This is a genomic window from Asticcacaulis currens (assembly GCF_028550395.1).
GTDB classification, from domain to species: Bacteria; Pseudomonadota; Alphaproteobacteria; order Caulobacterales; family Caulobacteraceae; genus Asticcacaulis; species Asticcacaulis currens.
In genome coordinates this window covers 145308-172235 of record NZ_JAQQKW010000003.1, presented here as the reverse complement: position 1 = coordinate 172235, position 26928 = coordinate 145308, and the positions used below count along the sequence as shown (strand labels likewise).

Annotated in this window: 21 protein-coding genes and 1 tRNA gene; 16 read left to right on the top strand and 6 right to left on the bottom strand. The window is 56.6% G+C overall.

All coding sequences use genetic code 11. The features are described from left to right. Positions 1 to 173: 173 nt before the first annotated feature. The 5 genes from PQU94_RS06190 to PQU94_RS06170 all read left to right on the top strand — a co-directional run bounded on the left by PQU94_RS06190 (position 174) and on the right by PQU94_RS06170 (position 7519). Complete coding sequence (locus PQU94_RS06190; RefSeq protein WP_272740598.1) at positions 174 to 1391, top strand: hypothetical protein; 1218 nt, start codon at positions 174 to 176, stop codon at positions 1389 to 1391. A 195-nt stretch (positions 1392 to 1586) separates the two neighbouring features. After that, the gene (locus PQU94_RS06185) at positions 1587 to 2237 is read left to right on the top strand and encodes an N-6 DNA methylase (RefSeq protein ID WP_272740597.1); all 651 of its coding nucleotides are present in this window, start codon (positions 1587 to 1589) and stop codon (positions 2235 to 2237) included. Beyond that, positions 2234 to 3886 (top strand): Eco57I restriction-modification methylase domain-containing protein, encoded by a 1653-nt coding sequence (locus tag PQU94_RS06180; protein ID WP_272740596.1) that lies wholly within the window; start codon positions 2234 to 2236, stop codon positions 3884 to 3886. Before PQU94_RS06185 ends, PQU94_RS06180 begins: the two co-directional genes overlap by 4 nt. Further along, positions 3879 to 6413, top strand: coding sequence for a DEAD/DEAH box helicase family protein (locus tag PQU94_RS06175; RefSeq protein ID WP_272740595.1), 2535 nt, complete (start codon positions 3879 to 3881; stop codon positions 6411 to 6413). Before PQU94_RS06180 ends, PQU94_RS06175 begins: the two co-directional genes overlap by 8 nt. Before the next feature lie 50 nt (positions 6414 to 6463). Next, complete coding sequence (locus PQU94_RS06170) at positions 6464 to 7519, top strand: restriction endonuclease (protein ID WP_272740594.1); 1056 nt, start codon at positions 6464 to 6466, stop codon at positions 7517 to 7519. A gap of 149 nt (positions 7520 to 7668) precedes the next feature. Here the strand turns inward: PQU94_RS06170 and PQU94_RS06165 are convergent, their stop codons facing one another. Then, positions 7669 to 8577 (bottom strand): HEPN domain-containing protein, encoded by a 909-nt coding sequence (locus PQU94_RS06165; protein WP_272740593.1) that lies wholly within the window; start codon positions 8575 to 8577, stop codon positions 7669 to 7671. A 414-nt stretch (positions 8578 to 8991) separates the two neighbouring features. Between PQU94_RS06165 and PQU94_RS18175 the strand changes: the two genes are divergently transcribed. The 5 genes from PQU94_RS18175 (at position 8992) to PQU94_RS06145 (ending at position 13575) form a co-directional block, all read left to right on the top strand. Beyond that, entirely contained in the window at positions 8992 to 9105 is a 114-nt protein-coding gene (locus PQU94_RS18175) for an excalibur calcium-binding domain-containing protein (protein WP_368407061.1), read from the top strand. 282 nt (positions 9106 to 9387) lie between these two features. Continuing rightward, a complete protein-coding gene (locus PQU94_RS06160; protein ID WP_272740592.1) occupies positions 9388 to 11445 on the top strand; it encodes a DUF3363 domain-containing protein in 2058 nt (685 codons plus the stop codon). 510 nt (positions 11446 to 11955) lie between these two features. Further along, positions 11956 to 12459 carry a hypothetical protein gene (locus tag PQU94_RS06155; protein ID WP_272740591.1) on the top strand — a complete coding sequence of 168 codons (504 nt, stop codon included), beginning with the start codon at positions 11956 to 11958 and terminating at the stop codon, positions 12457 to 12459. 365 nt (positions 12460 to 12824) lie between these two features. Further along, the gene (locus tag PQU94_RS06150) at positions 12825 to 13265 is read left to right on the top strand and encodes a ribbon-helix-helix domain-containing protein (RefSeq protein ID WP_272740590.1); all 441 of its coding nucleotides are present in this window, start codon (positions 12825 to 12827) and stop codon (positions 13263 to 13265) included. 1 nt (position 13266) lies between these two features. Then, positions 13267 to 13575 (top strand): helix-turn-helix domain-containing protein, encoded by a 309-nt coding sequence (locus PQU94_RS06145; RefSeq protein ID WP_272740589.1) that lies wholly within the window; start codon positions 13267 to 13269, stop codon positions 13573 to 13575. A gap of 583 nt (positions 13576 to 14158) precedes the next feature. Here the strand turns inward: PQU94_RS06145 and PQU94_RS06140 are convergent. Then, the gene (locus tag PQU94_RS06140; protein WP_272740588.1) at positions 14159 to 14716 is read right to left on the bottom strand and encodes an RloB domain-containing protein; all 558 of its coding nucleotides are present in this window, start codon (positions 14714 to 14716) and stop codon (positions 14159 to 14161) included. Continuing rightward, complete coding sequence (locus PQU94_RS06135) at positions 14713 to 15951, bottom strand: AAA family ATPase (protein WP_272740587.1); 1239 nt, start codon at positions 15949 to 15951, stop codon at positions 14713 to 14715. Before PQU94_RS06135 ends, PQU94_RS06140 begins: the two co-directional genes overlap by 4 nt. A gap of 230 nt (positions 15952 to 16181) precedes the next feature. Between PQU94_RS06135 and PQU94_RS06130 the strand changes: the two genes are divergently transcribed. Continuing rightward, a complete protein-coding gene (locus tag PQU94_RS06130) occupies positions 16182 to 16478 on the top strand; it encodes an excisionase family DNA-binding protein (RefSeq protein WP_272740586.1) in 297 nt (98 codons plus the stop codon). Positions 16479 to 16751: 273 nt separating this feature from the next. Here the strand turns inward: PQU94_RS06130 and PQU94_RS06125 are convergent. Further along, positions 16752 to 16841 (bottom strand) — tRNA-Ser (locus PQU94_RS06125). Between the two features lie 368 nt (positions 16842 to 17209). Here PQU94_RS06125 and PQU94_RS06120 point away from each other — a divergent pair. Beyond that, on the top strand, positions 17210 to 18439 hold the full coding sequence (locus tag PQU94_RS06120) for an OmpA family protein (protein WP_272740585.1): 1230 nt from the start codon (positions 17210 to 17212) through the stop codon (positions 18437 to 18439). Between the two features lie 211 nt (positions 18440 to 18650). On the opposite strand, the gene PQU94_RS06115 is transcribed toward PQU94_RS06120, so the two are convergent. Further along, positions 18651 to 20276: a glycosyltransferase family 39 protein gene (locus PQU94_RS06115; RefSeq protein WP_272740584.1), complete on the bottom strand. Its 1626-nt coding sequence runs from the start codon at positions 20274 to 20276 to the stop codon at positions 18651 to 18653. A gap of 374 nt (positions 20277 to 20650) precedes the next feature. On the opposite strand from PQU94_RS06115, the gene PQU94_RS06110 reads away from it, so the two are divergent. The 3 genes from PQU94_RS06110 to aguB all read left to right on the top strand — a co-directional run bounded on the left by PQU94_RS06110 (position 20651) and on the right by aguB (position 25306). Continuing rightward, on the top strand, positions 20651 to 23098 hold the full coding sequence (locus PQU94_RS06110) for a TonB-dependent receptor (protein WP_272740583.1): 2448 nt from the start codon (positions 20651 to 20653) through the stop codon (positions 23096 to 23098). A gap of 176 nt (positions 23099 to 23274) precedes the next feature. Next, the gene (locus PQU94_RS06105) at positions 23275 to 24321 is read left to right on the top strand and encodes an agmatine deiminase family protein (RefSeq protein ID WP_272740582.1); all 1047 of its coding nucleotides are present in this window, start codon (positions 23275 to 23277) and stop codon (positions 24319 to 24321) included. 100 nt (positions 24322 to 24421) lie between these two features. Beyond that, a complete protein-coding gene (aguB, locus tag PQU94_RS06100; RefSeq protein ID WP_272740581.1) occupies positions 24422 to 25306 on the top strand; it encodes an N-carbamoylputrescine amidase in 885 nt (294 codons plus the stop codon). On the opposite strand, the gene PQU94_RS06095 is transcribed toward aguB, so the two are convergent. After that, the gene (locus PQU94_RS06095; RefSeq protein ID WP_272740580.1) at positions 25303 to 25467 is read right to left on the bottom strand and encodes a hypothetical protein; all 165 of its coding nucleotides are present in this window, start codon (positions 25465 to 25467) and stop codon (positions 25303 to 25305) included. The two genes, aguB and PQU94_RS06095, sit on opposite strands and share 4 nt — an antisense overlap. A gap of 151 nt (positions 25468 to 25618) precedes the next feature. Here PQU94_RS06095 and PQU94_RS06090 point away from each other — a divergent pair, with 151 nt between their 5' ends. Further along, positions 25619 to 26890 carry a Xaa-Pro dipeptidase gene (locus tag PQU94_RS06090; protein WP_272740870.1) on the top strand — a complete coding sequence of 424 codons (1272 nt, stop codon included), beginning with the start codon at positions 25619 to 25621 and terminating at the stop codon, positions 26888 to 26890. Positions 26891 to 26928: the final 38 nt, after the last annotated feature.

The following is a 26928-nucleotide window of genomic DNA, read 5'->3' as shown; positions in this document are numbered from 1 at the left end:
CGAGGGATATCATACGGTGGAAGTGCGCATTTTAGAACCACTTTGCCATACGTTACCGGCGAATTGCACGCTCTTTGGTTTTACCTCTGTGATCCGGAGCTGATTACCTGCTTTGGCTACGTTCTGGCGTTATGGTGCGCGGGATGTGCTGCTATTTTCTGGGGGAGAAGTTCATGTCGATTCAAGATTTGATCATATTTGATACGTCAACGCTTCCCGAATATTACAATGACGTACATAAAATACTAGCTTTGCCAAAGGGGCATGTCGTTACCTACGATTACAGCGCGCGGCACATTTCTGAGGCGGCGCAGCAGATTCTAAGAGCGCTTGTAGACCCTAAATACAAGGTGCGCGCGGTATTGGCATATATCCAGCCCGACGCTTATCAAAAAGGAGAAGAAGTAATAAGTGACGAAACTTTGGTGTCTCCCACTTTTCAAACACTTACACGTTTAGCCAATGTTATTGCTGTTCGTCAAGTTAATCACAACGGAAAGCCGAGATACTACATCGATTTAGAGTTATTCGGTTATCCCTACGATCCCGAGCGCACCACGGCAGGGAATGTGGTTGAAGCGCTTCGGAAGCTCGACGCTCTTCCGCGGAAAACCTACATTAGTGTGTATCCAGACACGTCAATAAATGCATTGTTCGAGACTAAGGCTGACGACACAGCTTTTTCTCAAGTGGTAGATGCGTTGTCTAAAGATTCCAGTCAATTTAATAAAGATACATTTTGGAGAATATATTCAATTACAGCTCGCACGAAGTCTGCCTGGCCCATGATCACGGTGAAAGCGAAGCCATTGGTTGCGAACGTGGGAGATTTGGGTAACCGTAAGTATAGTTACCTAAATGTCTTGGACCAATCCCAAATTTCATTCCACATACAATTTTGCCGAGGCAAGCAGGAACAGGGAAAAGATTATAGAATACGGAAAATTACCGTAGATAGCACTCCAAAAGTAACTTCGGATTTATTGACAAGTTCCTTCTGGTCGAGGTCTTTCGGCGAAGAAACGGTCTCCATCACTATTCCGGCCACCTCGAGCCTGTCTTACCAAGAGGCCGTCTTTAAAATTGAAACCGGTTCTCATGAGAAAGACGAGCGAAAAGACTACCCATACGGCCCATTAATTTCGGTCGCGGTTAGGTATCGAAAGTCTATAAGGCGAAGCCTGCTAGCGATTGTATCTGTCGCGCTGTCTAGTGGCTTGTTTGCCTGGGCCGCCTTTTCGACTAGCACACTGACGTCTGATTTGATCGCTGGCTATATTGTACCCCTTGAATATCGTGCCAGTGCCGTCGTGATTGGGGTTCTATTGAGTCTGTACGCATTCTACCTTTGGTCAGATGATATTGCCTTGGATAAAGTTCGAAGAGGCTAAATAATGGAAATACGAGTCAATTACTCCCGCATTGCATTTGTCTGACATTGTCGATATAATGCTGATTACTGATGAAGCATTATGGCATGCTCTCATCAATGCTGACGACCTCAAGCCTGTCGGAATTGAGGGGGCGGCCAGCAATCCATCCTGTGCGTGTAGACTCAATCTCGGACACCCTATATCCATTTCAGCATGAGTCTCATTAAGTCAAAAAAGCGAGTTGCAGATCACGGTGAGGTCTTTACCCCGCCTTGGCTGGTCGAACAGATGCTGGACCTAGTTAAGGGAGAGAGCGAGCGCATTGACTCGCGCTTCTTGGAACCGGCTTGTGGTAGCGGCAATTTCTTAGTGCCAATTCTGAAACGCAAACTGGCCGCCGTCGAAGCCAAGTTCAGTAAGTCAGAATTTGAGAAACAACATTATGCCCTTCTGGGCCTGATGTGCACCTATGGCATTGAGCTTCTGGCTGACAATATCGCGGAATGCCGCGCCAATATGCTTGCGGTGTTCGCAGACTATTTGAACCTCGATGAAGGCGACGATTTTTATCGCGCCGCCTCTTTTGTCTTGTCTCAAAACCTCATTCACGGGGACGCCATGACGATGAAGGATATGGACGCAAAGCCCATATTGGTCGTCGAATGGGGGTATCTGGGGAAGGGCAAGTTTCAGCGGCGCGATTTCCGTTTGGATGTGTTGACTGGGATGGCCAGTTTCAGCGCCGAAGGCTCGCTGTTCGCCCATCTTGGGAAGCATGAAATCTTCAAGCCTGCCACCGCCTATCCGCCGATGACAGTGCGAGAATTGGCCGGTGCGGGCGATGCGTCTGGGGAGGCCGCATGACCGATCAGGCCAGTTTCGCCTTGAGGGGCCGCAATCCCGATGTGCTGACCTGTATTGCCAATTTGTCGAACGATGAGGTGTTTACACCGCCGGACTTCGCCAGGCGGATGCTCGACACGCTGGGCGAAGCATGGGCGGCGCAAAACGGTGGCCAAAGCCTGTGGGCCAACAGTTCCGTGCGCTTTCTCGACCCGTGCACCAAGTCAGGCGTGTTCCTGCGCGAAATCGCTAGTCGCCTGATCAAGGGGCTGGAGGCCGAAATTCCCGACCTGCAAACCCGAGTCGATCATATCCTGACGAAGCAACTGTTCGGTATCGGCATCACCCGTTTGACCAGCCTGCTGGCGCGGCGAAGCCTCTATTGTTCCAAGTTTGCCACCGGCGAACATTCCGTCGCCAGGAGCTTTGCCAGCGATGACGGCAATATCTGGTTTGAGCGCACGGAACATAATTGGGAAGATGGCAAATGCCGATTTTGTAGTGCGAGCCAACGAACCCTTGATCGAGGTGAAAAGCTCGAAACCCACGCTTATGCGTTCATTCATACCGATGACATCAAATCCCGTATCTCCGGGATGTTTGGAGACAAAATGCAATTCGACGTGATCATCGGCAATCCGCCTTATCAGTTAGACGACGGTGGTTACGGCACCAGCGCGGCGCCGATTTATCATCTGTTTGTTGAGCAGGCGAAGAAGTTAGAGCCGCGCTACTTAACAATGGTCATTCCATCGAGGTGGTTCGCAGGCGGCAAAGGCCTCGATGAGTTTCGCGAGTCCATGCTGAGCGACAGCCAGTTGCGTTCAATTGACGATTATCTCAGCGCAGCAGACGTGTTTCCTGGAGTTGGCCTCAAAGGAGGTGTTTGCTATTTCCTCTGGGAAAGTGGCAATAGCGGTCCATGCCGAGTCTCGACTCACTTTAAAGATTGGCCGGTTTCGGTCGCAACGCGTCCCTTGCAGCAAGACGGTGCTGACATATTCATTCGCTTTAATGAAGGCGTATCAATTCTTCGCAAAGTTATTGCTCGTGAAACAGGTCAAGATCGATCTCTATCGCTTTCCGAGGGCGGTCGTTTTGATCGATTAGTGAGTTCTCTAAGGCCATTTGGGATACGCACTTACTTTAGAGGGCGGAACACTGAAGTCGAGGGCGATCTTCTAGTGTATCAAAATGGCGGAACTGGTTATATCGCAAGAGATGAGATTAGCACCGGTCGAGAGTTAATTGATTGCTGGAAAATTTACATCGGTCGGGCGGCGCCCGGTACGGGAAATAGAGACACCTATCCTCACAGAATTATAAGTACGCCTTTTGTAGGCGGTCCCGGAACAATATCTTCTGAAACATATTTGTGTATTGGCCCCTTTGCCACACAGGAAGAGGCCGAGAGCGCTCTGTCGTATTTGCACTGTCGCCTTACCCGACTTTTGATCCTGTTACATAAACCGTCCCAAGACACTACGCGCAAAGTTTATACGTTTGTCCCAACCCAAGACTGGACACGGACATGGACCGATGCAGACCTGTATGAACGTTATGGCTTGTCGGATGAAGAGATTGCGTTTGTAGAAAAGATCGTCCGTCCCATGGGATCGGGAGACGATGCACTGGTTGTTACATCGTTGGAAGAAAGCGACGATGATTAAGCCTACCATCGAAGAGATTCTGGCGCCCAAACCCGAGGTCAATCCGCGTCTCTATGCCTATGCCATTTCTGCGGAAAGCCATAAGGGCCTGCTGAAGATCGGCCAGACCACACGCGCTGTGCAAAAACGCATCGCCGAACAGGTCAGGACCGCCGGGATTATCCCTCTTATTGAGCTGGACGAACCCGCCGCCCGCGATGACGGCACGATCATCACCGACCATGAAATGCGCGCGGCTCTGGTCCGCAAGGGTTTTGACAATCCGCAAGGGGAATGGATTCGCTGCACGGTTGACGATGTTCGGGCGGTGTTGACCGAACTACGTACGGGCCAAACCTTTGACCGCCCGCGCACGGAAACCTTTCCGCCGCGCCGCGAACAGGCCGAAGCGGTGGACAAGACCGCCGAGTATTTCCAATCCATCTGGGCTGAAAATCCGCAAGCCGTGCCACGCTTCCTGTGGAACGCCAAGATGCGCTTTGGCAAGACCTTTACCAGCTACCAACTGGCCAAAAAGCTGAAGGCAAAGCGGGTTCTGGTCGTCACCTTCAAGCCCGCCGTCGAAGATGCGTGGCAAACCGACCTTGAAAACCATGTCGATTTCGATGGCTGGCAGTATCTGTCACGTAAGTCCGAACGCGACCCCAGCCAGATCGAAGCCGACCGTCCAGTGGTCTATTTTGGCTCTTTTCAGGACCTGCTGGGGCGCGACAAGACGACCGGCACCATCAAGGTGCGTAATGCCTGGCTTCATGCTGTCAATTGGGATTTGGTGGTATTTGATGAGTACCACTTCGGAGCTTGGCGCGATACGGCCAAGGAACTGTTTGAAGGCGAAGACGATGCCCGACGCGACCTGAAACAGGAATATGATGCCGGTCTCGAAGAGGTGAACGACGACCTGGGCTATATCTCCGTCAACGAAGATATGTTCCTGCCTATCACCACCAAGGCCTATCTCTATTTGTCGGGCACGCCGTTCAAGGCCTTGGCGACCGGTGAGTTTATCGAAGAACAAATCTTCAACTGGACCTATACCGACGAACAACGCGCCAAGGCGGAATTTGCCATTCAGAACCCCGGCGAGCGGAACCCGTATGCGTCGCTGCCCCAGATGCGGTTGCTGACCTATCAGATGCCGCCCGAACTGACCGTCATAGCCAGTTCAGGCGAGTTTGATGAGTTTGACCTGAACGCCTTTTTTGCCGCTACAGGGGTGTGGGAGGCAGCCACCTTTACCCACAAAAGCGATGTGCAGAAGTGGCTAGACATCATCCGTGGGGCCTACCTCCCCCAGACGACGGATGCCTTAAGGCAAGGCGGGCGGCCACCTTTCCCGTATTCCGACGACCGGCTGTTGCCCTACATGCAACATTCGTTCTGGTTTTTGCCCAATGTCGCGGCCTGCCAGGCTATGGCCAATTTGCTGGCCGAACGGCATAACACCTTCTGGCATGGCTATGACGTGATCATGGCCGCCGGTGCCGACGCCGGTATTGGCCTGGATGCCGTGCCGCCGGTGCGCAAAGCCATTGGCAGTGGCTTTGAGACCAAGACCATCACTCTGTCGTGCGGTAAGTTGACCACCGGAGTCACCATTGCGCAATGGTCGTCTATCCTGATGCTGCGTAATCTGAAATCGCCAGAGACCTATTTCCAGGCTGCGTTCCGGGTCCAGTCGCCTTGGTCGATTAAAAACCCGCATGGCGACAATCCCAACGAAGACGAGATCGTCAAACCCGTCTGTTTCGTCTTTGACTTCGCCCCAACACGGGCGCTGCGGCAACTGTCGGACTATGGCATCGGTCTGTCGCCGGGTGAACCGAACCCGGAGAATGCCGTCCGCGAACTGGTGTCGTTCCTGCCCGTTTTAGCCTATGATGGGGCAAGAATGATGCAGATCGACGCCGGGGGGATACTCGATATCGCTATGGCGGGAACGTCCGGTACGTTGTTGGCGCGCAAATGGGAATCGGCACTTTTGGTGAATGTCGATAACGACACCCTGCGGCGCATTATGGATAACCCAGATGCCATGGCTGCCGTGGAACGGATCGAGGGCTGGCGCGCACTGGGTGACAACATCATCGAAACCATCATCAACAAAAACGAAAAGGTCAAAGACCTCAAAAACAAGGCCAAGACGGGCGGCCTTTCCGAGAAGGAGAAGAAGGAACTGACCGAAGAGGAAAAGGAATACAAGTCCAAGCGGAAGCAGGTTCAGGAAAAGCTGATCAAGTTTGCTACGCGCATTCCCGCCTTCATGTATTTGACCGATTTCCGCGAAAATACCCTTCAGGACGTCATCACCAAGCTAGAACCCGAGCTTTTTCTGACCGTCACCGGTTTGACGGTCGAAGATTTTCATCTGCTGGTGCGCCTGAAGGTGTTCAATACCGAAAAAATGAACCAGGCCGTGTTTGCTTTCCGACGCTATGAAGACGCCTCTTTACGCTACACCGGAATTGAAACTCATAAGGGGCTTAGACAGATCGGCCTCTACGATACAGTCGTGACACCGGATTGATCGGGGAACGGGATGATCCAAATTTCAAATTTGAACTGGGATAACGATAGATGACGGTCTGGCTTGTGCGATCTGGAAAATATGGTGAGCGAGAGACACTGGCCCTCGAGAGCGGTTTGGCAGTTATCGGCTGGGATGACATGCCCGATCTCTCAAAATTGCGGACACGGGATGACCTAAATACTGCCCTTGCCTCCACCTATCCGGATGAAAAAGGGAAAACGCTTTCGAACTGGGAAAGCCAGTTATGGCCATTCGCCCACATGATGGCAAAAGACGACATTATTGTAATGCCGTTGAAGTCGCGTGCGGCAATCGCCTTAGGGCGTGTGACCGGTCCTTACCATTACCGAACGGACCTTAATGACGCGCACCATACTAGACTGGTTGAATGGGCCAAAGAGGTTCCACGTAGCGCCTTCGCTCAGGACCTCCTTTATTCTTTTGGAGCATTTCTGACCGTTTGCCGTATTCATCGCAATGATGCCGAAACGAGGATCGCTGCGGTCCTCAATGGAAAGATTGACCCAGCGATCTCCAGTAGAAATGTCGCAAGTGTCGGCGAAGGCAAGGGTGTGAAAGATGCGAAAGAGGGTGTGATTACAGCAGATGATACGTCCGCCGCTGTCGATTTGATGGAAGTGGCCGATGACGCTATCCGGATGAAAATCGCCACGGTTTTTAAAGGTCATAGACTTTCGACCTTAGTGGGGGCGGTTCTTGAAACTCAGGGCTATAAAGTGGTGGTTTCGCCACCTGGCGCCGACGGTGGCGTTGATATTGTCGCCGGGAAAGGCCCACTAGGTTTTGACGAACCAAGACTGGTGGTCCAGGTGAAATCCCAGGATGCTGCTGTCGATGTCTCTGTTCTAAGGGAACTCCAAGGCGTAATGAGGCAATTTTCAGCCGAGCAAGGCCTTCTGGTGGCTTGGGGCGGCGTGACGAAAGCGCTCGCCAAGGAAGCGCAACGATTGTTTTTCGAGATCAGAATTTGGGATGCAGGCGAAATCGTCAAGGCGGTGCAGCAAAGCTACGAGCACTTGTCGGAAGAGGTTCAGGCTGATTTGCCGCTAAAGCGAATATGGGTCTTGGCTGATCATGAGTAATTGTGATTCAAATTCTTTCGGCGCTATGTTCCTAAGAAAGTCTAACTGTTACATTCCATCATCGAAACGCCCGGTAGTTTGGCGTTCGCACCCATAAGACTTAGCTGAAGCCCCACGGATAGGCGTCGATATAGAAAGCGTACGGGATGTCAGAGAGCCTTGTAGGCTCTTAAACTATGCTCACATAACGCGTAAACAGTTTTGGCGAGGTGTTCGACGCGAGATGTCAGCCATGTCAGCTCGTCGGGGGTGATTTCGTAACCGGCAGAATATCGTGCCTCTACATAGGCGCGTTGTAGCTTGGCAAAGCTGCGACGGGCGAACTTGTCATCAGGCCAGACGGTCCGGAGGCTCACATCCAGCCCTTCGGCTTGGGACCGCAGAAATGTCAGCCGGTGAGATTTTGGACTATACAGTGTGAGGGTTAGTAAAGCGCAGTGGTATAAAGCTTCTGCCGACTGGTGAAGGTTGAACGCCGCAAGCTTGGCGTCAGGCATATCGAGGTAGAATTGCGCGCCAGCCTGAAACTTAACAGCCCTATCCATCCACTGCTCGTAATACGCCTTTGCCTCAGCTTTGATCTCCTCCGGCGTCAGCGCCTTGGGCTTGGCCAGCGGATGGCCCTCAGCCTCGTAAAGCATAAGGCCATCCTTGACGATGTCCGAGAAGAACGGGCGGCCACGGGCGAGCTGATCGTTCACGTCGGCAAGGCTGTGCACGATGAAACTCACGGGCGTCTTCAAGTCATGCGTAAGGGTGTATTCCCGCACAAACCGATCGTCCGCCGCGCTCCAGTATTCCTGCAGGTCGGTAAATTCCTGGCTGTTGACGACCACCAGAAGATCGTAGTCGGAGCGATAGCCGGACAGATGATCTTCCACCCAGTCCCCCCGCGCATACGAGCCGAACAGGATGATTTTGAGGATGCGTCCGCCCTTGCGCTTTTCCGACAGTTTCGTCTGTGTCGCGGCCTCGAAGTTGTCGAACAGCACCTTCACCACGTGCTCAAGCTCGCGGCGTTTGGTGTCCGGCAGATGATCAAGGGCGTCAGGCAGCATGTCGGGTTCCGGTAGCGTCTCTCTATCTATAAGTGTCGCTGACTCGCCCTGCAATGCCATGTCCACGGATCAATTACGGATAGTTTTCGGCTTTTGGCAGCATCGACTCCCTGTCCGCAGTCGTCCGCATTTGACGAATAAGGCGCTTTCTGGTGTTTCGGCCCCCCTCGTTAACCGTGCCTAAAAAGCGTTTGTTAGACGTATGGTTGTATTTTCGCCGCATGGCAGGTTATCGAAACTATCCCAAATATCGTGGCAACCAAAGTTACCGTCCCCGTCGTCGGGCGCGACGGTTTTGGGATTCTGATGAGCCTGCCCATCTTTGATGGCACTGGTGTTCTTGGGTTTCCTCGCCTACCTGAACTATCCACGGCTTGTCCGTCTCGTTGAGAACAAGCCGGTCTATTACGCGGACTGTTCCCATGCACGCGCGGCTGGTGCAGCTACGCAATCTACAGATGGGAACCCGGATACCGTCCGGAAATGGATGGTGACGATGATGGGGCGGCCTGTGAGCCTTGGCATTAGGCAGTGTCAGCCGAGTTTGCCCTCGCGTCTGGGTGCCCTCTTTCTCTTCGTCAGAAATCGTCTGTTTTCGTGCACTTTTTTGAGGGTTTGGGGTTGAGAGCAAGATCAAAGAAGTAGAGCCTTATGCGCCTCATGGGCGGCATAAGTCTCTGTCTGCACATCTGTTTTCGTGAGGCGCAGGTAGCGCCATTTTGCATTTCGTAGCGCCATTGTGGCGCTCTTGAATCCGCCGGGACAAATCCAATCCTTTGAGAGGGAAACGGGGTTTACCGGAGGCGGATTATGGACCGCGACGACAGGTTTGAACTGAGACCGGGCCGCATAGGCCGCGACGGCAAGGCCATGTCTCTGGGCAGGGACTTTCGTAACCGGGTGGTCAAGGCCGCCAACCTCGCGCGCGGCGGTCGTGCGGTGTCCGGGAAGGCCTCCGGCTTCACCGGCGAGCGTATCGGACGCGGCAGCGGAGCCGGGGCGGTTCTGGCCTCGCGTGCCGGTGCGGGGGTGGGTGTGAAGGATTGTGGCTTTGGCCGCCGCCGCGTCATGGTCAAGGCGCGGATCGTCAAGCTGGCCGGTAAGGGACGGGGCGCGGCCATAGCCCATATGCGCTATGTCCAGCGCGACGGCGTGACCCGTTCGGGGGAGCGCGGCGAGTTGTATGACGGACGTTCCGATGTGGCCGACGGCAAGGCCTTTCTGGAGCGCTCAGAGGGTGACCGGCATCAGTTCCGCTTTATAGTCTCTCCCGAAGACGGACAGCAATACGAAGACCTGCGCAACGTCACGCGCCGACTGATGACGCAGATGAAAACCGATCTGGGCACGCAACTGGATTGGGTCGCCGTGGATCACTTCAACACCGGCCACCCCCACACCCACATCCTGATCAGGGGGAAGGACGATCAAGGCAAGGACCTGATCATCGCGCGGAACTACATCACCGAAGGCGTTAGAGAACGCGCCGCCGAGATTGTAGGTTTTGACCTTGGACCGAGAACCGCTCTGGAGGTGTCGCTGTCCCTCCAGCACGAGATGACCGCCAGCCGCTACACCACGATAGACAGATGGATTGAGGAAGGCCGGGACGCCGAGGGCCGTGTGCGGGCCATAGACCCAAGCCCTGAACGCCAGTCGCTGATCACGGGCCGTCTGAGGCATCTGGAGACGCTGGAACTGGCTTCGCCCGAGAAGGGCGGCCTGTGGCAGGTCAGCGAGGACTTTGAGGCGGCCTTGCGCCAGCTCGGGCGGCGCGGCGACATCATCAACAGCCTGCGTCATAACCTGGCCCTCGGTGCGGACGGTCGTATGGTCGAGACGCTGCGCATCCACGACGCCGGCTACGGCATGGGGCAGGATGCCGAGGCCCATCGTGCGGCGTCTCTTTCCCATACCGAGCCTATGCCGCCGATCATCGGGCGGGTAGCCCACCGTGGCCTGTACGACGAACTGGAAGACCGCCACCTGCTGGTCATCGACGGCGTGGACGGTCACACCCATGTGGTCGAGATCGGCAAGGGCGAGACGGCCCCGCAGGTGCCGACGGACGCCATTGTGCGCCTGACCCCCAAGGTCGCCCAGTTGCGTGCGGTGGATCACACCATAGCCGAGGTCGCCGCCAAAGACGGCTACTATTCCGTAGAGCGTCATCTCAGGCACGACCGCAACTCCACCCAACGCTTTGCCGAAACCCATGTGCGCCGCATCGAAGCCGTGCGCCGCGCTATGGGTGGCATTACATGGGAGGACGACTACAGTTTCAGGGTCGGTCAGACCTACCGGGACACGGCATTGGCCTATGAACAGCAGAAGGTCAGCCAGAACCCGGTCAATATAGAGGTCCTGTCCCCCGAACCCCTGCGCAGCCTTGAGCGGCGGGACGCATGGACATGGCTGGATAAGGAACTCACCGCACCGGAACCGACGCCGCTGGCGGACACCGGGTTTGGGAAACAGGTCACGGGCGCAATCTACCGCAGGGTACTGTGGATGAGCGAACAGGGGCTGATCAGGTACGAGGATGGCAAGGCCTATTATCCGCGCAATCTCGAACAGCAGATGGCGGCGCGCGAGCTGAAGGCCGAGGGTCAGCGACTATCGCAGGCAATTGGCAAGACCTATGTGCAGATGCGCCCGTGGGTGGAATACAGCGGCACCCTGAAAGACAAGGTCACGCTGAACGGCGGCCAGTACGCGGTTGTCGAACGCGTGAAGGACTTCGCCCTTGTCCCATGGCGTGACGTGCTGGAGCGGCAACGCGGCAAAGAGATCACTGGCATGATGCACGAGAACCGCAGCATCGAATGGTCATTCGGTAGGGACAGGGGGATCAGCATAGGCTTCTAACCCGTCAGAAGGTCCACTTTTTCTAGACTATTTCAACGGTAACATTTTCAGGCCGCTGAGGCCGTGATATACCTATGGCTGTCACATCGTGACAATAACCATTTGGTTGTTTTTGCTGGAAAGGGCGGGTGCCGGAATCATCCGCTCTTTTTCCTTAGGAGCCCAGTCAGGGCTGCCCGACAAAGGGCACACCCAGCGCCATCACAATCGGCATCCGTAACGTGTGAAATTCCGACCCCGCTGATAAGTGGCCTTTCGTTATGGCGAGCGGCACTTAAGGGGATAGCGTGAGATATTTAACCCCTTCCGTCGTCTGCTTAGCCTGCCTACAAGCGGAACCCTGCCTAGGAACATTGATTAACAAGCAGGACTCAAGCCGATAGATCGTTTGATAAGCGATAAAGCGAAATGAAAAGATTCATGCCCAATAAAGAATTTTATTATCTGTTGACATCAGTTGAAAAATGGCGTAAGGTTATTTCATCAGATTTTTTAGCTAGAGGTTGATACATGATGGATGACGGCATAAACACGAGTTTGGCAAGCGATCTTAAGTCCTTGTACAAGACTGATGACGCATTTAAACGCATTGTCGCGTGGTTTGATGATCGAAAGAAAGATTCATGGGAAATGCCGGTGCGCATCGCCGCGATGCGCACCGACTTGGACGAACGAGAAGTCAGACGAGTGTTTAAGCATCTCGCCGAATTGAATTGCGGGCGCTTTATCAAAGGCCGTGGCGAAAGCGCCGAAAGCAGAATGCAATGGAAGCTGAGCATTCGAGGAATCGCGGCGGCGGCAAAAGGCGAAATTTCCAATATTGAGGAGGTTCAAGCCGCTCCCGAAGATACACTTGAGGCCGAAGAAAAGCTCAAGCTGCCGGATGTAGACGGCGTCACTCACACCTTTAAACTCAGAGCTGATTTCGACGTAGTGATAAACCTGCCCTCTGATTTCACTGATGGCGAGGCGGAACGCTTGAGCCGCTTCTTAAAGGCTGTGCCGTTAATATAGCATCCCGCGCACACCTTGAGCTAAGTCTTGATTAGGCCGAAGAATTGAAGGCGTTCTAATCGGTGCCCCCCGACATAGCTAGGCAAGCTAGTGTTGAAACGCCACGATGCGCGCCCTGGCCACTGATTAAACCTTTAGGGACGTTGCCAGTTCCGGATCACGGTGGAAGGGGCAGCCAACCGTCCGCTGGTGCGCAGGATGCGGCAAAACGGCGTCTGCGGACGGCATTGGAGCTATGAGGCCTGCACCTCAGCGATGGCATCATGGCGCTTACTCTGTGGAGGAGACGCGCCCTGATGCCCGGCACCGCAAGCCCGCCGGTCGTCCACGCCGATCCTCCTGAACACCAGCGGACGGACAGGCCCATGAAACCCCGGCACCACCTTTACCTAGACGACGAACTGACAAACGAACTTGAGGCTCTGGCCAGCAAGCCCGGCGCGTCGAAGTCGTCCATCGTAGCCAATGCGCTGCGTTCTTATTTTCGCCATCGCGCCGGTAACGCAGAGGCAAAGGCCCTGAGCCAGCGGCTTGATCGGATAGCGCAGAAGCAGGACAGCCACGCTCGCGACATCGAGGTTGTGCTGGAAGCCATTGCGCAGTTTGCGAACTTCTATTTTGCCTTCACCGGCAGCGTGCCGAACCCTGACGAGGCCTCTGTCAAACGCGGCAAGAATCGTTTCGAGTACTATACCAAACATGTCGGCAAGGTTCTGGCCGTAGGCACATCGTTCGGATTGCAGGTGGAAGATATCGTGGAGACCCACCAGAGCGATACTGCCACGTCAGACGGGAAGGATCGCTGATATGACCAGCCCCGCGCAAAATGAATCAGAGAAACTCGCCTACCGCATTGACGAAGCCGTCAAGGCTAGCGGACTGGGGCGGTCATTCCTGTACGAGCGCATGGCCGATGGGTCGCTCAAGTCCGTCAAGATCGGCGGGCGCAGGCTGATCATGCGCGATGATCTTTTGCGGTTTCTCTGCGGAGACATCGGCGTCGCGGCTGAGGTCGAGGCCCTCGGAGTAAAGCCAAAGCCTGAGCCAAAACCAAAATCAGCGAGCCGGGCGGGCGTCATCCCGTTCGGCCAACTTGAACTCCCGTGGCGGCGATAAAGCTTAAGTTGAGGCACCACTCGCAACCGTGCGAAAGAATCACGAATGCTCTCGAATAGGGCGTCATCCGCAATGCCCTTCAGCAAGGCCCGGGTTGTTGCCATGATCGTTTCCGCTACTCGGTGATGAAGCAGGTTAATCGCGTTAGGAACCATTCTCGTGGTTAACCTTAGACCGGACGCCGTACGATAGTGCGGCCAAGTCGTGGCTGTTTTTTTTATGCGAGATTATTGAGAATTAAGCTTTTTATGCTATTATTTGTTTTGAGAGTGTTCAGACTGGTTGAACCAGGACTTGGAGTTCTCGCGCATACCGTGATGCTTGTTCCCGGTGGCCTCTATTGTCTCACAATCGTTCTGGCCGTTCTAATCGGCCTCGACTTTTTCGCCGAAAAACTGTCGGCGCCCAGCAATAAGGAGCCTCCCATGGATACTAACACTCACAACACGCCGTCTAAACTGACCCCCCTGCTTAAGTCTACGCTTAAAACGTTCGGGGCCATCGGGGCGAGCATATGGGCGGCTACAGTTCTTCCAATCTAAACACTCTCCGCATCCCGTACCTGCCCATCCTGATCAAGGATTCAGGGGAGGGGTAAGCCCAGGGTTATCAGGAAATCTTTTAGGCCGTCATGGCGCTCGCTTGCTCGCTTCAGGTGGTCTTCAAAGAGCTTGCGGCCATACTGCTTTCCGGTCGAACCTTTTTCATAATTGGGCCAAACTTTCCGAATTGCCCGCATCGATTCCGCCTTGTTGCGGGGGTGGCGCTTTTCTTCATGGTTAAAATGAAGCAGCAAAAGGCCTTCATGGTCAGGCTCCTGCCAGACTAAACGAATACCGAGCCGGGCAGCCAGGTCTTCGGCCTGCCGACCCCTCGCAGGATCGAGGTCGCGCTGGTCGGTATCCAGAAATGCGAACTGATGGGCGTATGGACCGCGTTTTCTGACCTGATCCTTTATCCGGGCCTCAGCCCACCGAATCCGTGACAGCGGATCGCCCTTGTCCATGATGTGAGGGTCGAGTGTTACCGGAAGGTCCCGATCTCGGGTAAGGCTCGTCAGACATGCCACGTAGCCACTTTCGGATTCACCTTCACATCCGATGAAGACGCGGGCGCGTTCTAAGCGAATAAGGCGGCTCATCCGATCACCGGTATCCCACCATAAGCGCCGCCAAGGTACTTTTTGTAGAGATTGTCGTCCCGGCGTAGGGCTTTAAAGTCCATTAGGCTATAGATTCGCGTACGCCCCGCGCTGTCCTTTTCCGCAATTACAACCTCCTCCTTTACTAGATCCTCCAGCATGGTGGCAGAATGACAGGTCAGCCACATCTGGGCATCAAGCGGGTTGCGCGTCTCGTTATCGTAGAACCAGCGCAAGATTTCCGGCAAGACCAAGGGGTGGATAAGCGTGTCGAACTCGTCGACAAGCGCCACACCGCCCTTATCGAAGACAAAGGCTAGTTGCGGAAACAACCTTACGAACGCTTGCGTGCCACGGCTTTCCAATTCCCAGGGCATTTCCTCGTGAAGGCCGGAATGTAGAAAGCGACCTTGAGGGCCGAGGTGCGGAATGTGTTCGATGCGCAGTTCTTCAATTCCAACATCAATGCGGCTCAAGTCCCGGTTCAGGCGTTTTAGCAGCTCCGGCTGCTGGCCGATAAAGCCCAGCAAGGCATTGTCACCTGAAATGAAGTCCCATCTCCGGTCGACATTTGAAGACACACGGCTGGCGGTTTCGCGATAGAAGCCGGCAGTCGGATGATTAAAGTAGGCGTAGGTAGAGATCAGCGATGCGTCGGGTCTAAGTGTCTTCAGAAGGTGCTTCAGTCCGACCATTGGGAATACATCGGAGTCTTTCACAGATATTGTGTCGCCTTCAGCCGTCCGTTCAAACACCCGTTGCCACCTGCCCGTACCATTCGGTCGTTGGCGCATGGCTTCCCAAAGGACACGCTCTATCTTGCCGTCCTTGGCCCTCAGTACGAGTTCATAGCGAAGGGTGCCGAACTCGGGCTTGAAGTCGTCGACTTCATCCCTCTGAGGATTGGTTATGCCTCCAAGTTCGATGGCCAGCCTAATGGGCTTTCCGCGCGATTCCTCATCATTGAAGGTGTAAACAGGCTGGCGAAAATCTGTACTCTCGACATTCACGCTCGAAATAAAGCTCGACAGGAAATGGAGCGCACGCAGAATTGTCGTTTTTCCAGAGGCGTTCGCCCCGTAGATTGCAACGACCTTTGGTGTCCGAATGGTTGAACCCGGAAAAATTGCTGCAAAGCGGCCGCGCGTGTCCTCTAAAGACGGTGACACCGAAAGATCGAGGACCTGGGCTTCCCGAATGGAGTAGAAATTCTCGAGTTCGATCTTATAGAGCATAGAGTGCACAATTCCGATTATGAGCGACCATATTTAACGAAAAAATGTTAAAATGGCAATCTCATAATATATTATTGGCTTGTGAAAGAGCACTGGATAAGTTGAGGGCGTCGGCGCTCGTCTTTGCGATGGGGCTCTTGTTGGCTTCCAGCCTCCGTCCATAGTCCCTGTCGCTCAGGCATCATCGCCAAAATGAGCGGCTTTTCATTATTTCGCGTATTTTCGCTGATATGACCAGCCCAGCGCAAAATGAGCCGCAGAAACTCGCCTACCGCATTGACGAAGCCGTAAAGGCCTCTGGACTGGGGCGGTCATTCCTTTACGAGCGCGTGGCCGATGGTTCTCTCAAGTCCGTCAAGATCGGCGGGCGTAGGCTGATCATGCGCGATGATCTTTTGCGGTTTCTCTGCGGAGACATCGCGGTCGCAAGTGAGGTCGAGGCCCCCAGAGCAAAACCAAAGCCCAAATCAGCGAGCCGCGCGGGCGTCATCCCGTTTGGCCAGCTTGAACTCCCGTGGCGTCGGTAAGATATAAGTAGAGGCATCACCTGCACACCGAAGTGCGAGAATCACTAACGCGACGCAGTACCAGAGGCCACCGCCAAACTTGACTTGTAGTGCGGTGCAGGGGAGGAGGCGCGGTGACGTTGATACTTAACGTGTTACCGAAAAATCACACCACCACTCAAATGCGTCCGACGACATCCACACATATCCGCACAAACCGCTGGGGTGAATGCTGGGGTTGGAGCGCCAAGTAAATGGGAAGAGCAAGTAAATTCAGGGACTTAATTGGGTGAATGGCGGAGAGGGTGGGATTCGAACCCACGGTAGGCTTGCACCTACGCCGCATTTCGAGTGCGGTACATTCGACCACTCTGCCACCTCTCCGTATATCAAGGTGTATATTTCGTCCGTGGACGTCGCCCTGTGGTCGCGGGCAGGGCCGTTCTCCTACTCACAAGCCGTCCGCAACGCAAGCCCCTTTCCACAGTTCTGCACATTTAATTATTGAAAACTTACGGCCCGAAAGCGACGACGTAGGGCAACTGCGTTCGAAAAATGGCACGACTTCCTGTAGTGTCTTTCGGGTGTCAGTCGTCGTTAAAGACGTATTAATGGGCACATTTTCAACCAAAATGGCATTTTAGGTGCTAGGCAAGATATGTTCCCGCAGTTATGTAGGCGTTTGTAATTACGGTTAGACCGTCGTGCGTACATTCGGCGGCCTCATCGATGGCCAAGAGAGGGCATTACACATGAAACTCAACTTGCTGGCGGGCGCTGCGCTCGTCGCACTGGCGATGGCGTCTGGCGCCGCCGCTCAGGAAGCCGAAGGCTGGTACGGCGCTGTCGACCTCGGCTACAACACGAAATCCGAATATGGCGCGCGTTCGGCCAACAACATGCCGGACGGTTCGCCGTTCGTCTATGATGTTTCGACGAAGGACGACTGGGCGGGCTTTGCGCGCCTCGGTTACCGCTATAACCCGAACTGGCGCGTGGAATTCGAAGGCGGCTACCGTCCGGGTGACGTCGATGCCGCTCGCGGTTTCGCACGCGTCTATCCGGCGTCTTACGGTGCCGGTTCGGCTCCGGCCGCTACCGCGCTCTGCACGCCGGGCGTGACCCGCACGGCTTCGACCCCCTGTGGCAGCCCGGTGGGTTCGTTTGATCAGACGACCTTCATGGCGAACTTGATCTACGATTTCATTCCGGAATCGAAGTTCCATCCGTTCGTCGGTCTGGGCGTCGGTCTGGACCGCGTGAAGGCTGACTTCACGGGTCAGTATTCGGTCAACCCGACCGGTACCGGTCAGAACCTGACCATCTCGGGTGAAGACACCGTCGCCGCCTATCAGGCGCTGGCCGGTTTTGCCTGGGCTCTGTCGGATCGTCTGAACCTTGACCTTACCTACCGTTACCTGACGACGGAAGATGTCAACTTCGACTCGACCTCGACCACCACGGCGCTGAACCCCGGTTCGTTCTCAGGCAAGTTCAACGACCAAACCGTGACCGTTGGTCTGCGCTGGACGTTCGGTGCGCCTCCGCCCCCGCCGCCCCCGCCGCCTCCGCCTCCCCCCCCGCCGCCTCCGCCTCCCCCGCCTCCGCCGCCGCCTCCGCCGCCGGTTGAAGAAGCGGTGAAGTACGAAGCGCGCGAATTCATCGTGTACTTCGAATTCGATCAGTCCACCCTGACCGCCGACGCGCAAGCGATCGTGCAACAGGCCGCTGATTACGCGAAGGCCGGTAACGCGACCCGCGTGGTTGTCGTTGGTCACGCCGATACCTCGGGTTCGGCTGCCTACAACATCCGCCTGTCGGAACGTCGCGCCAAGACCGTGGCTGACGCTCTGGCCGGTCTCGGCGTGTCGGGTTCGATCCTGGCCGTTGACTGGAAGGGTGAATCGGCTCCGGCAGTCGCCACCGGCGACGGCGTGAAGGAACCGCTGAACCGTCGTTCGACCATCGACATCGCGTTCTAATCGAACGCTGTCGGTATCGACAGACAACAAGAAACCCGGCCTGTTCGCAGGCCGGGTTTTTTTGTGCCTGCGCTGCTGGGATCTGGCGTTTATAGAGGAAGATTGTGAACCGGCGGGCCCATCCCCCTGCTGGATGGGGATGGGGATGGGGTGCAGGGACCTGAGGCCCCTGCGTCTTAATGTCTTGGGATTTAGGCTTCCAAAAACCGGCCTATTGATCGTCGTCAGGTGTATCCAGCGCCGAGCCTATCGGATGACCCGTGACCGGATCACGCGGGGCGCGCTGGAAGCCGTACCCTCGGAACAGGGTGAAATCGCGGGTGCGTTTGTGATCCAGCGCAATTTTGAGAGATTCGCCCGGACCGGTGGCCGCGAAGTCCCGGCGAATATCCGGGATAAAGCCATCGACATAGGAGACGATCAGCACATTTTGGCCGGCTTCGGTCGTCAGAGGCGCTTCGGTTTCCGCCTGTGATTTGGGATGGGCCTCGCGCACCCAGGCCTTAAGCGGCACATCGGGGTTGGCCGCGAACCAGTCCCGACCATAATAGGCCATGGCATTATAGACATTGCGGTTATCGACGGCGATGGCCGTAGGGCGCGCGTCCGTCTGGGCCTTGGCAATAATGGCCTGGGTGAGCGTGTCCCAACCGCGGGCGCGTTTCACCGTATTGCTCAGGCCCAGAGCCTGCGTCAGTTCCGGTGACGCGACTCCCAGCATGAAGACGGCCATAATCGCGACCTGAATCACCACGCCCGCCGCCAGTGCCGGCCGCCACAATGTGTGTGACCGGATAGACACGCTTAAACCGCAGGTCACAAAGGCCGCGACCAGTACGCTGGCCGGCACGTAGGCGGCGGCGGCCCAGTTGGCATTGGCGCGCGACAGCAAGGCCTGAACGCTGACAAAGATCAGAGGGGGCAGGGTGAGGCACGCCAACCCGATCAGATGGTCGCCCTTACTCCCGCTGTTATCGCGCTGCAACAGGCCCGCGCGGGGGCGCACAAGACCGGCGAGGCCAAGCAGCATCAGGACAACCGGCACGGGACCGAAGACGCCCAGTTGATCGCGCCAGAAGGTCAGCAAAGAACCGGGGTTGAACAGCTTGCCCCAGTGCCAGTTGGCATTGTCCGCCGTATGGGACACGGTCTGAAACCCATGCGTGGCGTTCCAGTACAGGTTGGGCGACATCAGCACGATGAAGGCCCCGACAAACAGCGCCAGACTGCGTAGGCTCCAGCTCTTGCGGACCGAGGGCACCCACAGGGCATGACCGGCGGCACCGATCAGGAAGTAGAGGCAGGCATATTTGCTGAGGAAGGCGGCTCCGAAGGCCAGTCCCATGCCCAGTGCGGTCTTCAGACGCGTGTTCTCACCGGAAGTCGTCAGGAAAAGGCTGTAAAAATAGAGAGTTGCCGACAGAAAGAACATCAGCGGGGCATCGGTCGAGATGATGGCCGACGACAGAACCACGCCCGGCATCAGGCTGTATATAATAGCGGCTGTCAGGCCTGTGGCTTCATTAAACAGCCGTTTCCCGGTGCCCCACAGGCACAGGGCGGCCCCTAAATGCAGCAGGGGCGCAAACAACCGCACGAAGGGTTCGGCGCTGGAGGTCAGTGTGGACAGATGGATGAGCCAGGCGATCATCGGGGGCTTGGAATAGTAGCCGAAGTCTAGTTTCCGCGACCACAGCCAGTATTGCGCCTCGTCAGGGTAGAGATTGGTATAGGTGGTAAACAGCAGCCCGACGCGCAGCAGAAACAACAGTCCCAGCCCCCACAGGACGTAGCGCGCAGGGGCGGACAGGGGAGCAGGGGCGGCGGGCTGAGACATGGTGAAACGATCGCTTGCGGGAAGGAGCCTTGTGCGGTGCGCCATGGTTTGAGGTCGTCCTCAAGTCGGGCAGGCAGACGCATCTTCGCTGAATGACACGCCTCCGCGCGACGCGCAAACACGAATGATTACGGACTGTGTCGTAAAAGCGCTTTTCGCTGACATAAACTGTGGCAATTTCAGCGCAGATCGTTCCGCCTGTCACAATTGTCATCAAACCTTCGCACTTTTGGCTCAGAAAGCGGCACAAAAGCGGCTAAAGGTGGAAACCGACCTAAACGTTTAAGTGATGGTGCTTGAAAACGGGCAATGGCGTGATCCGCGCCACGGCGCTGCTTTTCTCTTTTGTAAACCTGGAGAGGGGATACTCCGATATGAAAATGAACAAGTGGATTCTGGCCGGTACGGCCCTGACGGGCGTCTTCGCCGCCCATGGCGCTCTGGCCCAATCGACGGCGACGCAGGAAGTCGAAACCGTCAAGGAAATCGTCGTTAAGGGCTCCAAGCGCGGCGCTGGCCCAATCGACAAGGAAACCGGCACGAAGTCGAAATCGACTATCGGTCAGGACTTCATCTCCACTCAGTCGGCTGGTCAGACGATCGCCGAAACCCTGAACGTCCTGCCGGGCGTCAACTTCACATCTAACGACCCCTATGGTTCGTCGGGTGGCGATATCTTCGTGCGCGGCCTTGACAATTCGCGCGTGTCGCTGACCTTTGACGGTGTTCAACTGAACGACGCCGGTAACTACGCCATCTACACCAATCAGCAGATGGACCCGGAACTGATTTCGTCGGCTTCGGTTCTAACCATGGCGACCGACATCGACTCCATGTCGGCCTCGGCGACCGGTGGTACCGTCAACTACACCACCCGCAAGGCGGCCGATGAGTTCGGCGTCCTGACCAACCTGTCAGTCGGTGACTTCAACTACAAGCGCATCTTCGCTCTGCTGGACACCGGCAAGGTGGGGCCGTGGGGCACCAAGGCTTTCCTTGCCGCTTCCTACCAGAAGTATGACACCTTCACGGATGAGCCGGCCAACCTAGGCGATCCGACGCTGGAAAAGAAGCAGGTCAATTTCAGCATCTATCAGCCGGTTCTCGACAACGGCAGCTATATGAGCCTGTCGGGTCACTACAACGAGAACCGCAACCGCTTCATCTTCAGCCAGAACGAAGCCACGCTGAACGCCAACGGCTTCTACTACAACAGCGCGGGCCCGGCCAACGTCAACCCGTCCAACACGGGTAACCTGCGCTTCAAGTCGAAGTGGAACCTCACCGATAAGCTGACCTTTACGGCGGATGCCAACTATCAGTACGTACTGGCCAACGGTGGCGGTACCTCGACCTTGACGGAAACGACGGGCCGTATTGGTTCGTGGACCAACGCCAACTTCAAGAACTTTGACGCCAATAAAGACGGCGTGATTTCTTCGACGGCGCTCACCATCTACAACCCGAATACGACCCACACCGATCGTATCGGCTTCCAGTCGTCGGCCATCTATCGCTTCAACGATCAGCATACTCTGCGTGTCAACTACTCGGCTGATCGCGGCCGCACGACGCAAACGGGTGAAGGCACCTTCGTCAACGCCGATGGTTCGCCGAAGGATGTGTTTGGTGCCAAAGACGATGCCTCGATCGGTCTCTACGGCCGCGACGGGTCGATGTATCAGCGCCGCGACCGATATTCGAAAGCGAACGTTGACGTTCTGTCGTTCGAATATCGTGGCTCGTTCTTCGACGACAAGCTGTTCGTTACCATCGGTGCTCGCGATCAGCAGATGGTGCGCCACCTGCACCAGAAGTGCTACTCGTCGGTCACGGGTACGGGCTCTTCCTCGCCGTTCTGCACCACCCAAGCGCCTGCCGCGGTTAATGCGGATGGCAGCGTGACCTTCACCGACGTGTCGGGTGCCTTTATCCGTCCGTACAACACCAAGGTGAAGTTTGCCAAGACCCTGCCCAGCTTCGGCGCGACCTACAAGGTCTCCGATCATGGTCAGGTGTTCGTGAGCTACACCGAGAACCTGTCCTCGCCCAAGACCGACCAGTACTATGCGATCACGCTCCTGAACGGCAAGACGCAAGTCGCTAACCCGTTGCCGGAAACCACCAAGGGCATTGAAGGCGGTTACCGCTATAACGCTTCGAACCTGACCGCCAGCTTCGCTGTGTGGACCAAGGACTATAACAACCGCATCGTGTCGTCCTACGACACGGCGACCGACACCTATTTCGACCGCAACGTCGGCAAGGTGAAGATGAACGGTTGGGAAGGCTCGTTTGCTTTCAAGCCGGTCGAAAACCTGTCGCTGCTCGGTGGTGTAACCTATACTGATTCCGAAGTGCAGTCGGACCTGCCGCAAGCCAAGGTCACCGTTGCCAAGGGAACCGATAATGTGGGTGATACCCTCTACATCCCGACCAAGGGCAAGAAGCTGGTTGAAGTGCCGGAATGGATGTTCAACTACGGCGGCACCTACGACATCTCGAAGGAGCTGTCGCTTACCCTGATCGGCAAGTATGTCGGCGAGCGTTTTGTATCTGACGTAAACGACGCCAAGTCGCCGCGCTACACGGTGTGGAATGGTTCGCTGCGCTATTACGTGCCGTTCTTCAAGCAAGGTTCCTTCCTGCAGTTGAACGCCATCAACATGTTTGATGAAAAGTACTACGGTAACCTGACGACCGTCAGCAATACCAAGTTGCTGGCGACTCCGAGCGGCACCACCATCCGCACGGCGCAAACCCCGTCGTACAACGTGGGTGCACCACGCACGGTCATGCTGACCCTCAGCACCAAGTTCTAAGACCGGACACGGTTTGATGAACATGAGCGGCTCTCCGGAAACGGAGGGCCGCTTTTTTTGTGGTGCATTCTGCGACCTGTCGTCGCGGAAAGGCATGGCCAAACGGGTTGACGCTGTGTAAAAGACCCCCATTCAAAGCCTTACGTTTGTCCTCCTGCATTTTACCGGGGTCTGGCATGAGCCAAAATCCGAACCTTTCCCGTATCGTTCCGGCTGAATGGGAGCCGCACAAGGCCATGTGGGTCGGGTTTCCCAGCCATGAAAACCTGTGGCAGGAAGACCTGATCGAGGCGCAGGCCGAGGTCGCGGCGCTGGTGCGCGTGCTGGCCGAAGCCGGCGACGAGCACGTCAAGCTGATGGTCATGGGCGACGCAGCGCGCAAGGCGGCGCAATCGCTGCTGTCCGACGTGAAAAAGGTCGAGATCGTAGATGGGCGTTTCGGCGACATCTGGTTTCGCGACACCGGTCCCATCTATGTCAATGCCGAAGACGCGCAGGACCGCCATCTGCCTCTGCCGGTCGCCTTCCTGAACAATGGCTGGGGCGGCAAGTATCATCTGAAATACGACGATCAGGTCGCGTCTCAGGTCGCTGACCACGACGGCTTCGTGCCGGAAACGCAGGACTTTGTGCTCGAAGGCGGTTCGCTGGAACACGATGGGTTCGGTACGGTTCTCACCACGCGCCAGTGCCTGCTGAACCCGAATCGCAATCCCGACTGGACGCAGTCCACGGCTGAGCGCGCGCTGCAAACCGCGCTGGGGGCGCGCAAGATCATCTGGCTGGATGACGGCCTTCTCAACGACCATACCGATGGCCATATCGACAATCTGGCGCGCTTTGTGGCGCCCGGTGTGGTGGTCTGCCCCGTGGCCTTTGGCGCGGATGATCCCAATGCCGACCTTTACAATGCGGTGGCGAAAACCCTCAGTCAGCAGACCGACGCGCGCGGCGTCAAGCTTCAGGTGGTGCGCATCCCGTCGCCGGGCCGCACGCTGGACGAGGACGGCGAAATCATCCCGGCCTCGCACATGAATTTCCTGATCGCCAATGATTGCGTCATCGTGCCGGTCTATAATGAGCGGCCGGGCGAAATGGCGGTTGAGGCGCTGCAAACCCTGTTTGCCGAACGTCAGGTGTTCGGCCTGCCGTCCAACGCCATCCTGACCGGTGGCGGCTCCTTCCATTGCATCAGCCAGCAAGTGCCGCTGATCAAGGCCTGAAAATAATTCATACCGTCCCACTTGTGGGGCGGGGGACCGCGGCCATTTATGGCCGGGGTGGCGGGGGCTTTTCCCCCTTCACACTCGCGGAGTATCCAGCATGACCCAAACCGTATCCGTTGCCGCGCTGCAAACCGCCTATGGCCCCGATATGGCCGCGAACATCGCCAAAACCGAGGCGTTGGTGCGCGAAGCGGCGGCCAAGGGCGCGCAGATCATCCTGCCGTCGGAGCTGTTTCAGGGCGAATATTTCTGCGTCAGTCAGGAGGAGCGCTGGTTTGCTACCGCCTTCCCGTGGCGCACCCATCCGTGCGTCCTCGCCATGCAAAAGCTGGCGGTCGAGCTGAATGTCGTCATCCCAACCTCGATCTACGAGAAGGAAGGCCCGCACTATTTCAATTCGCTGGTCATGATCGACGCGGGCGGGGAGCTTTTGGGTGTCTATCGCAAGAGCCATATCCCTGACGGCCCCGGCTATCAGGAAAAATACTATTTCCGTCCGGGAGATACGGGTTTCAAGGTGTGGGATACACAGTTCGCCCGTATTGGCGTCGGCATCTGCTGGGATCAGTGGTATCCGGAAGCGGCGCGCGCCATGGCGCTGCTGGGGGCGGAGCTTCTGTTCTACCCCACCGCCATCGGCTCCGAGCCGCACGATGCGGAACTGGATACCGCCGCCCCGTGGCAGCGCGTCATGCAGGGCCACGCCGTCGCCAATGTTATCCCGGTGGTGGCCTCCAACCGTATTGGAACTGAAAGCCTGATTTCGCCGCAAAACGGCTGCGGTCAGACCTTCTACGGGCACAGCTTCATCGCCAACCATCGCGGCGACAAGGTGGCGGAATACGGTAAAGGTGAAGAGGGCGTTCTGGTGGCCGAATTCGACCTCGACTACCTGAATACGCACCGCGCCGCCTGGGGCTTTTTCCGCGACCGGCGCACCGATCTTTACGGGGCGCTGGCCGGCCCGCGTCCGGTGGCTTAGAACATACCCACCAGTAACTCATAGACGTACAGGCTGAACCCGACCAGACCGAGCACCGCCAGCACCAGTCCGCTCCATTCGGCGGCGTTACGCGCCGTGCGGAGGGGTTGACCCGGCGCGGTGTGGTCGCGGCGATAGGGGGTATGAGACGTATCGTCCATGGCAGGGCTCCTTTTTGCCGGAGCCTGCCGCCTTCTGTATAAGGCCGAAACACGGCTGTGAACGGCCTCCGTAAGCGCGCAATAAACCCTTACATTCCCTGTCGCCTTGTGCCTATTCTACCCGAATAGCGTTAAGGGGCTGGATATGAAGATGCATAAGGTGGGTGTGGCGTGGGCGGCCCTGATGATGATGGCGGGGGCGGCGCAGGCCGATACGGTGGCGGTCAGAGCCGAGCGACTGATTGAAGTCGAAACCGGCAAGACCATCGAGCAGCCCCTGATTATCGTCACCGATGGGCGCATCACGGCGGTCGGCAGCGCCCTGACGATGAAGCCGCCCGCCGGTGCAGACCATGTCGATTTGCCCGGTGTGACGCTGGTGCCCGGCCTGATCGACATGCATGTGCACCTCGACAACAGCCCGGAATACGGCGGCTACAGCGGCCTGTCGCACACGGATCGCTTCTGGGCCTTTGTGGCGGCGGCCAATGCCGAAAAGACGCTGAAGGCCGGCTTCACCACCGTGCGCAATGTCGGGGCCGGGGATTATAACGACATCGGCCTGCGCGAAGCGATCGACGAAGGCGTGCTGCCGGGGCCGCGGATTGTGGCGGCGGGGATGAGCTTCGGCGCTACCGGCGGACACTGCGACTCCACCTGGCTGCCGCCGTCGTTCGATGCCAGAAACCCGCTCAATGCCGACAGCCCGTGGGAAGCGCGCAAATCGGTGCGCACCCTGAAAAAATATGGCGCCGACGTCATCAAGATCTGCGCCACCTCCGGCGTCTTTTCGCGCGGGGCCAGCGTCGGGGCGCGGCAACTGACCTATGAGGAAATGGCCGCAGTGGCTGACGAAGCGCACATGGCCGGCATGAAGGTGGCCGCCCACGCGCATGGCGCCGATGGCATTAAGGTGGCGCTGCGGGCCGGGGTCGATACGATCGAACACGCCAGCCTTGTCGATGACGAAGGTATCCGCCTGGCGAAAGAGAAGGGGGCCTACTTCTCGATGGACATCTATAATACCGACTATACGCAGTCGGAAGGGCAGCGCAACGGCGTGGCCGAAGAGAGCCTGCGCAAGGATCGTGAAATCGCCGAGGTGCAGCGTCAGAACTACGGCAAGGCCCTCAGGGCCGGGGTAAAGATGGTCTATGGAACCGATGCCGGTATCTATCCGCATGGCGACAATGCCCGGCAATTTGCTATCATGGTGCGCTATGGGGCGACGCCGCTTCAGGCGCTTCAGTCGGCCACGGTGATCGCCGCAGAGGCTTTGGGGCGCAGCGAGGATGTCGGCAGTCTGCATCCCGGTCATTATGGCGACATGGTGGGGGTCACGGGCAATCCGCTCAGCGACGTGACGGTGCTCGAACGCCCGATCTTCGTCATGAAGGGCGGGGCCGTGATCACAAAGCCGTGATAACGCGGGTATGTTTTCTACACGATTGAATTGGTAGT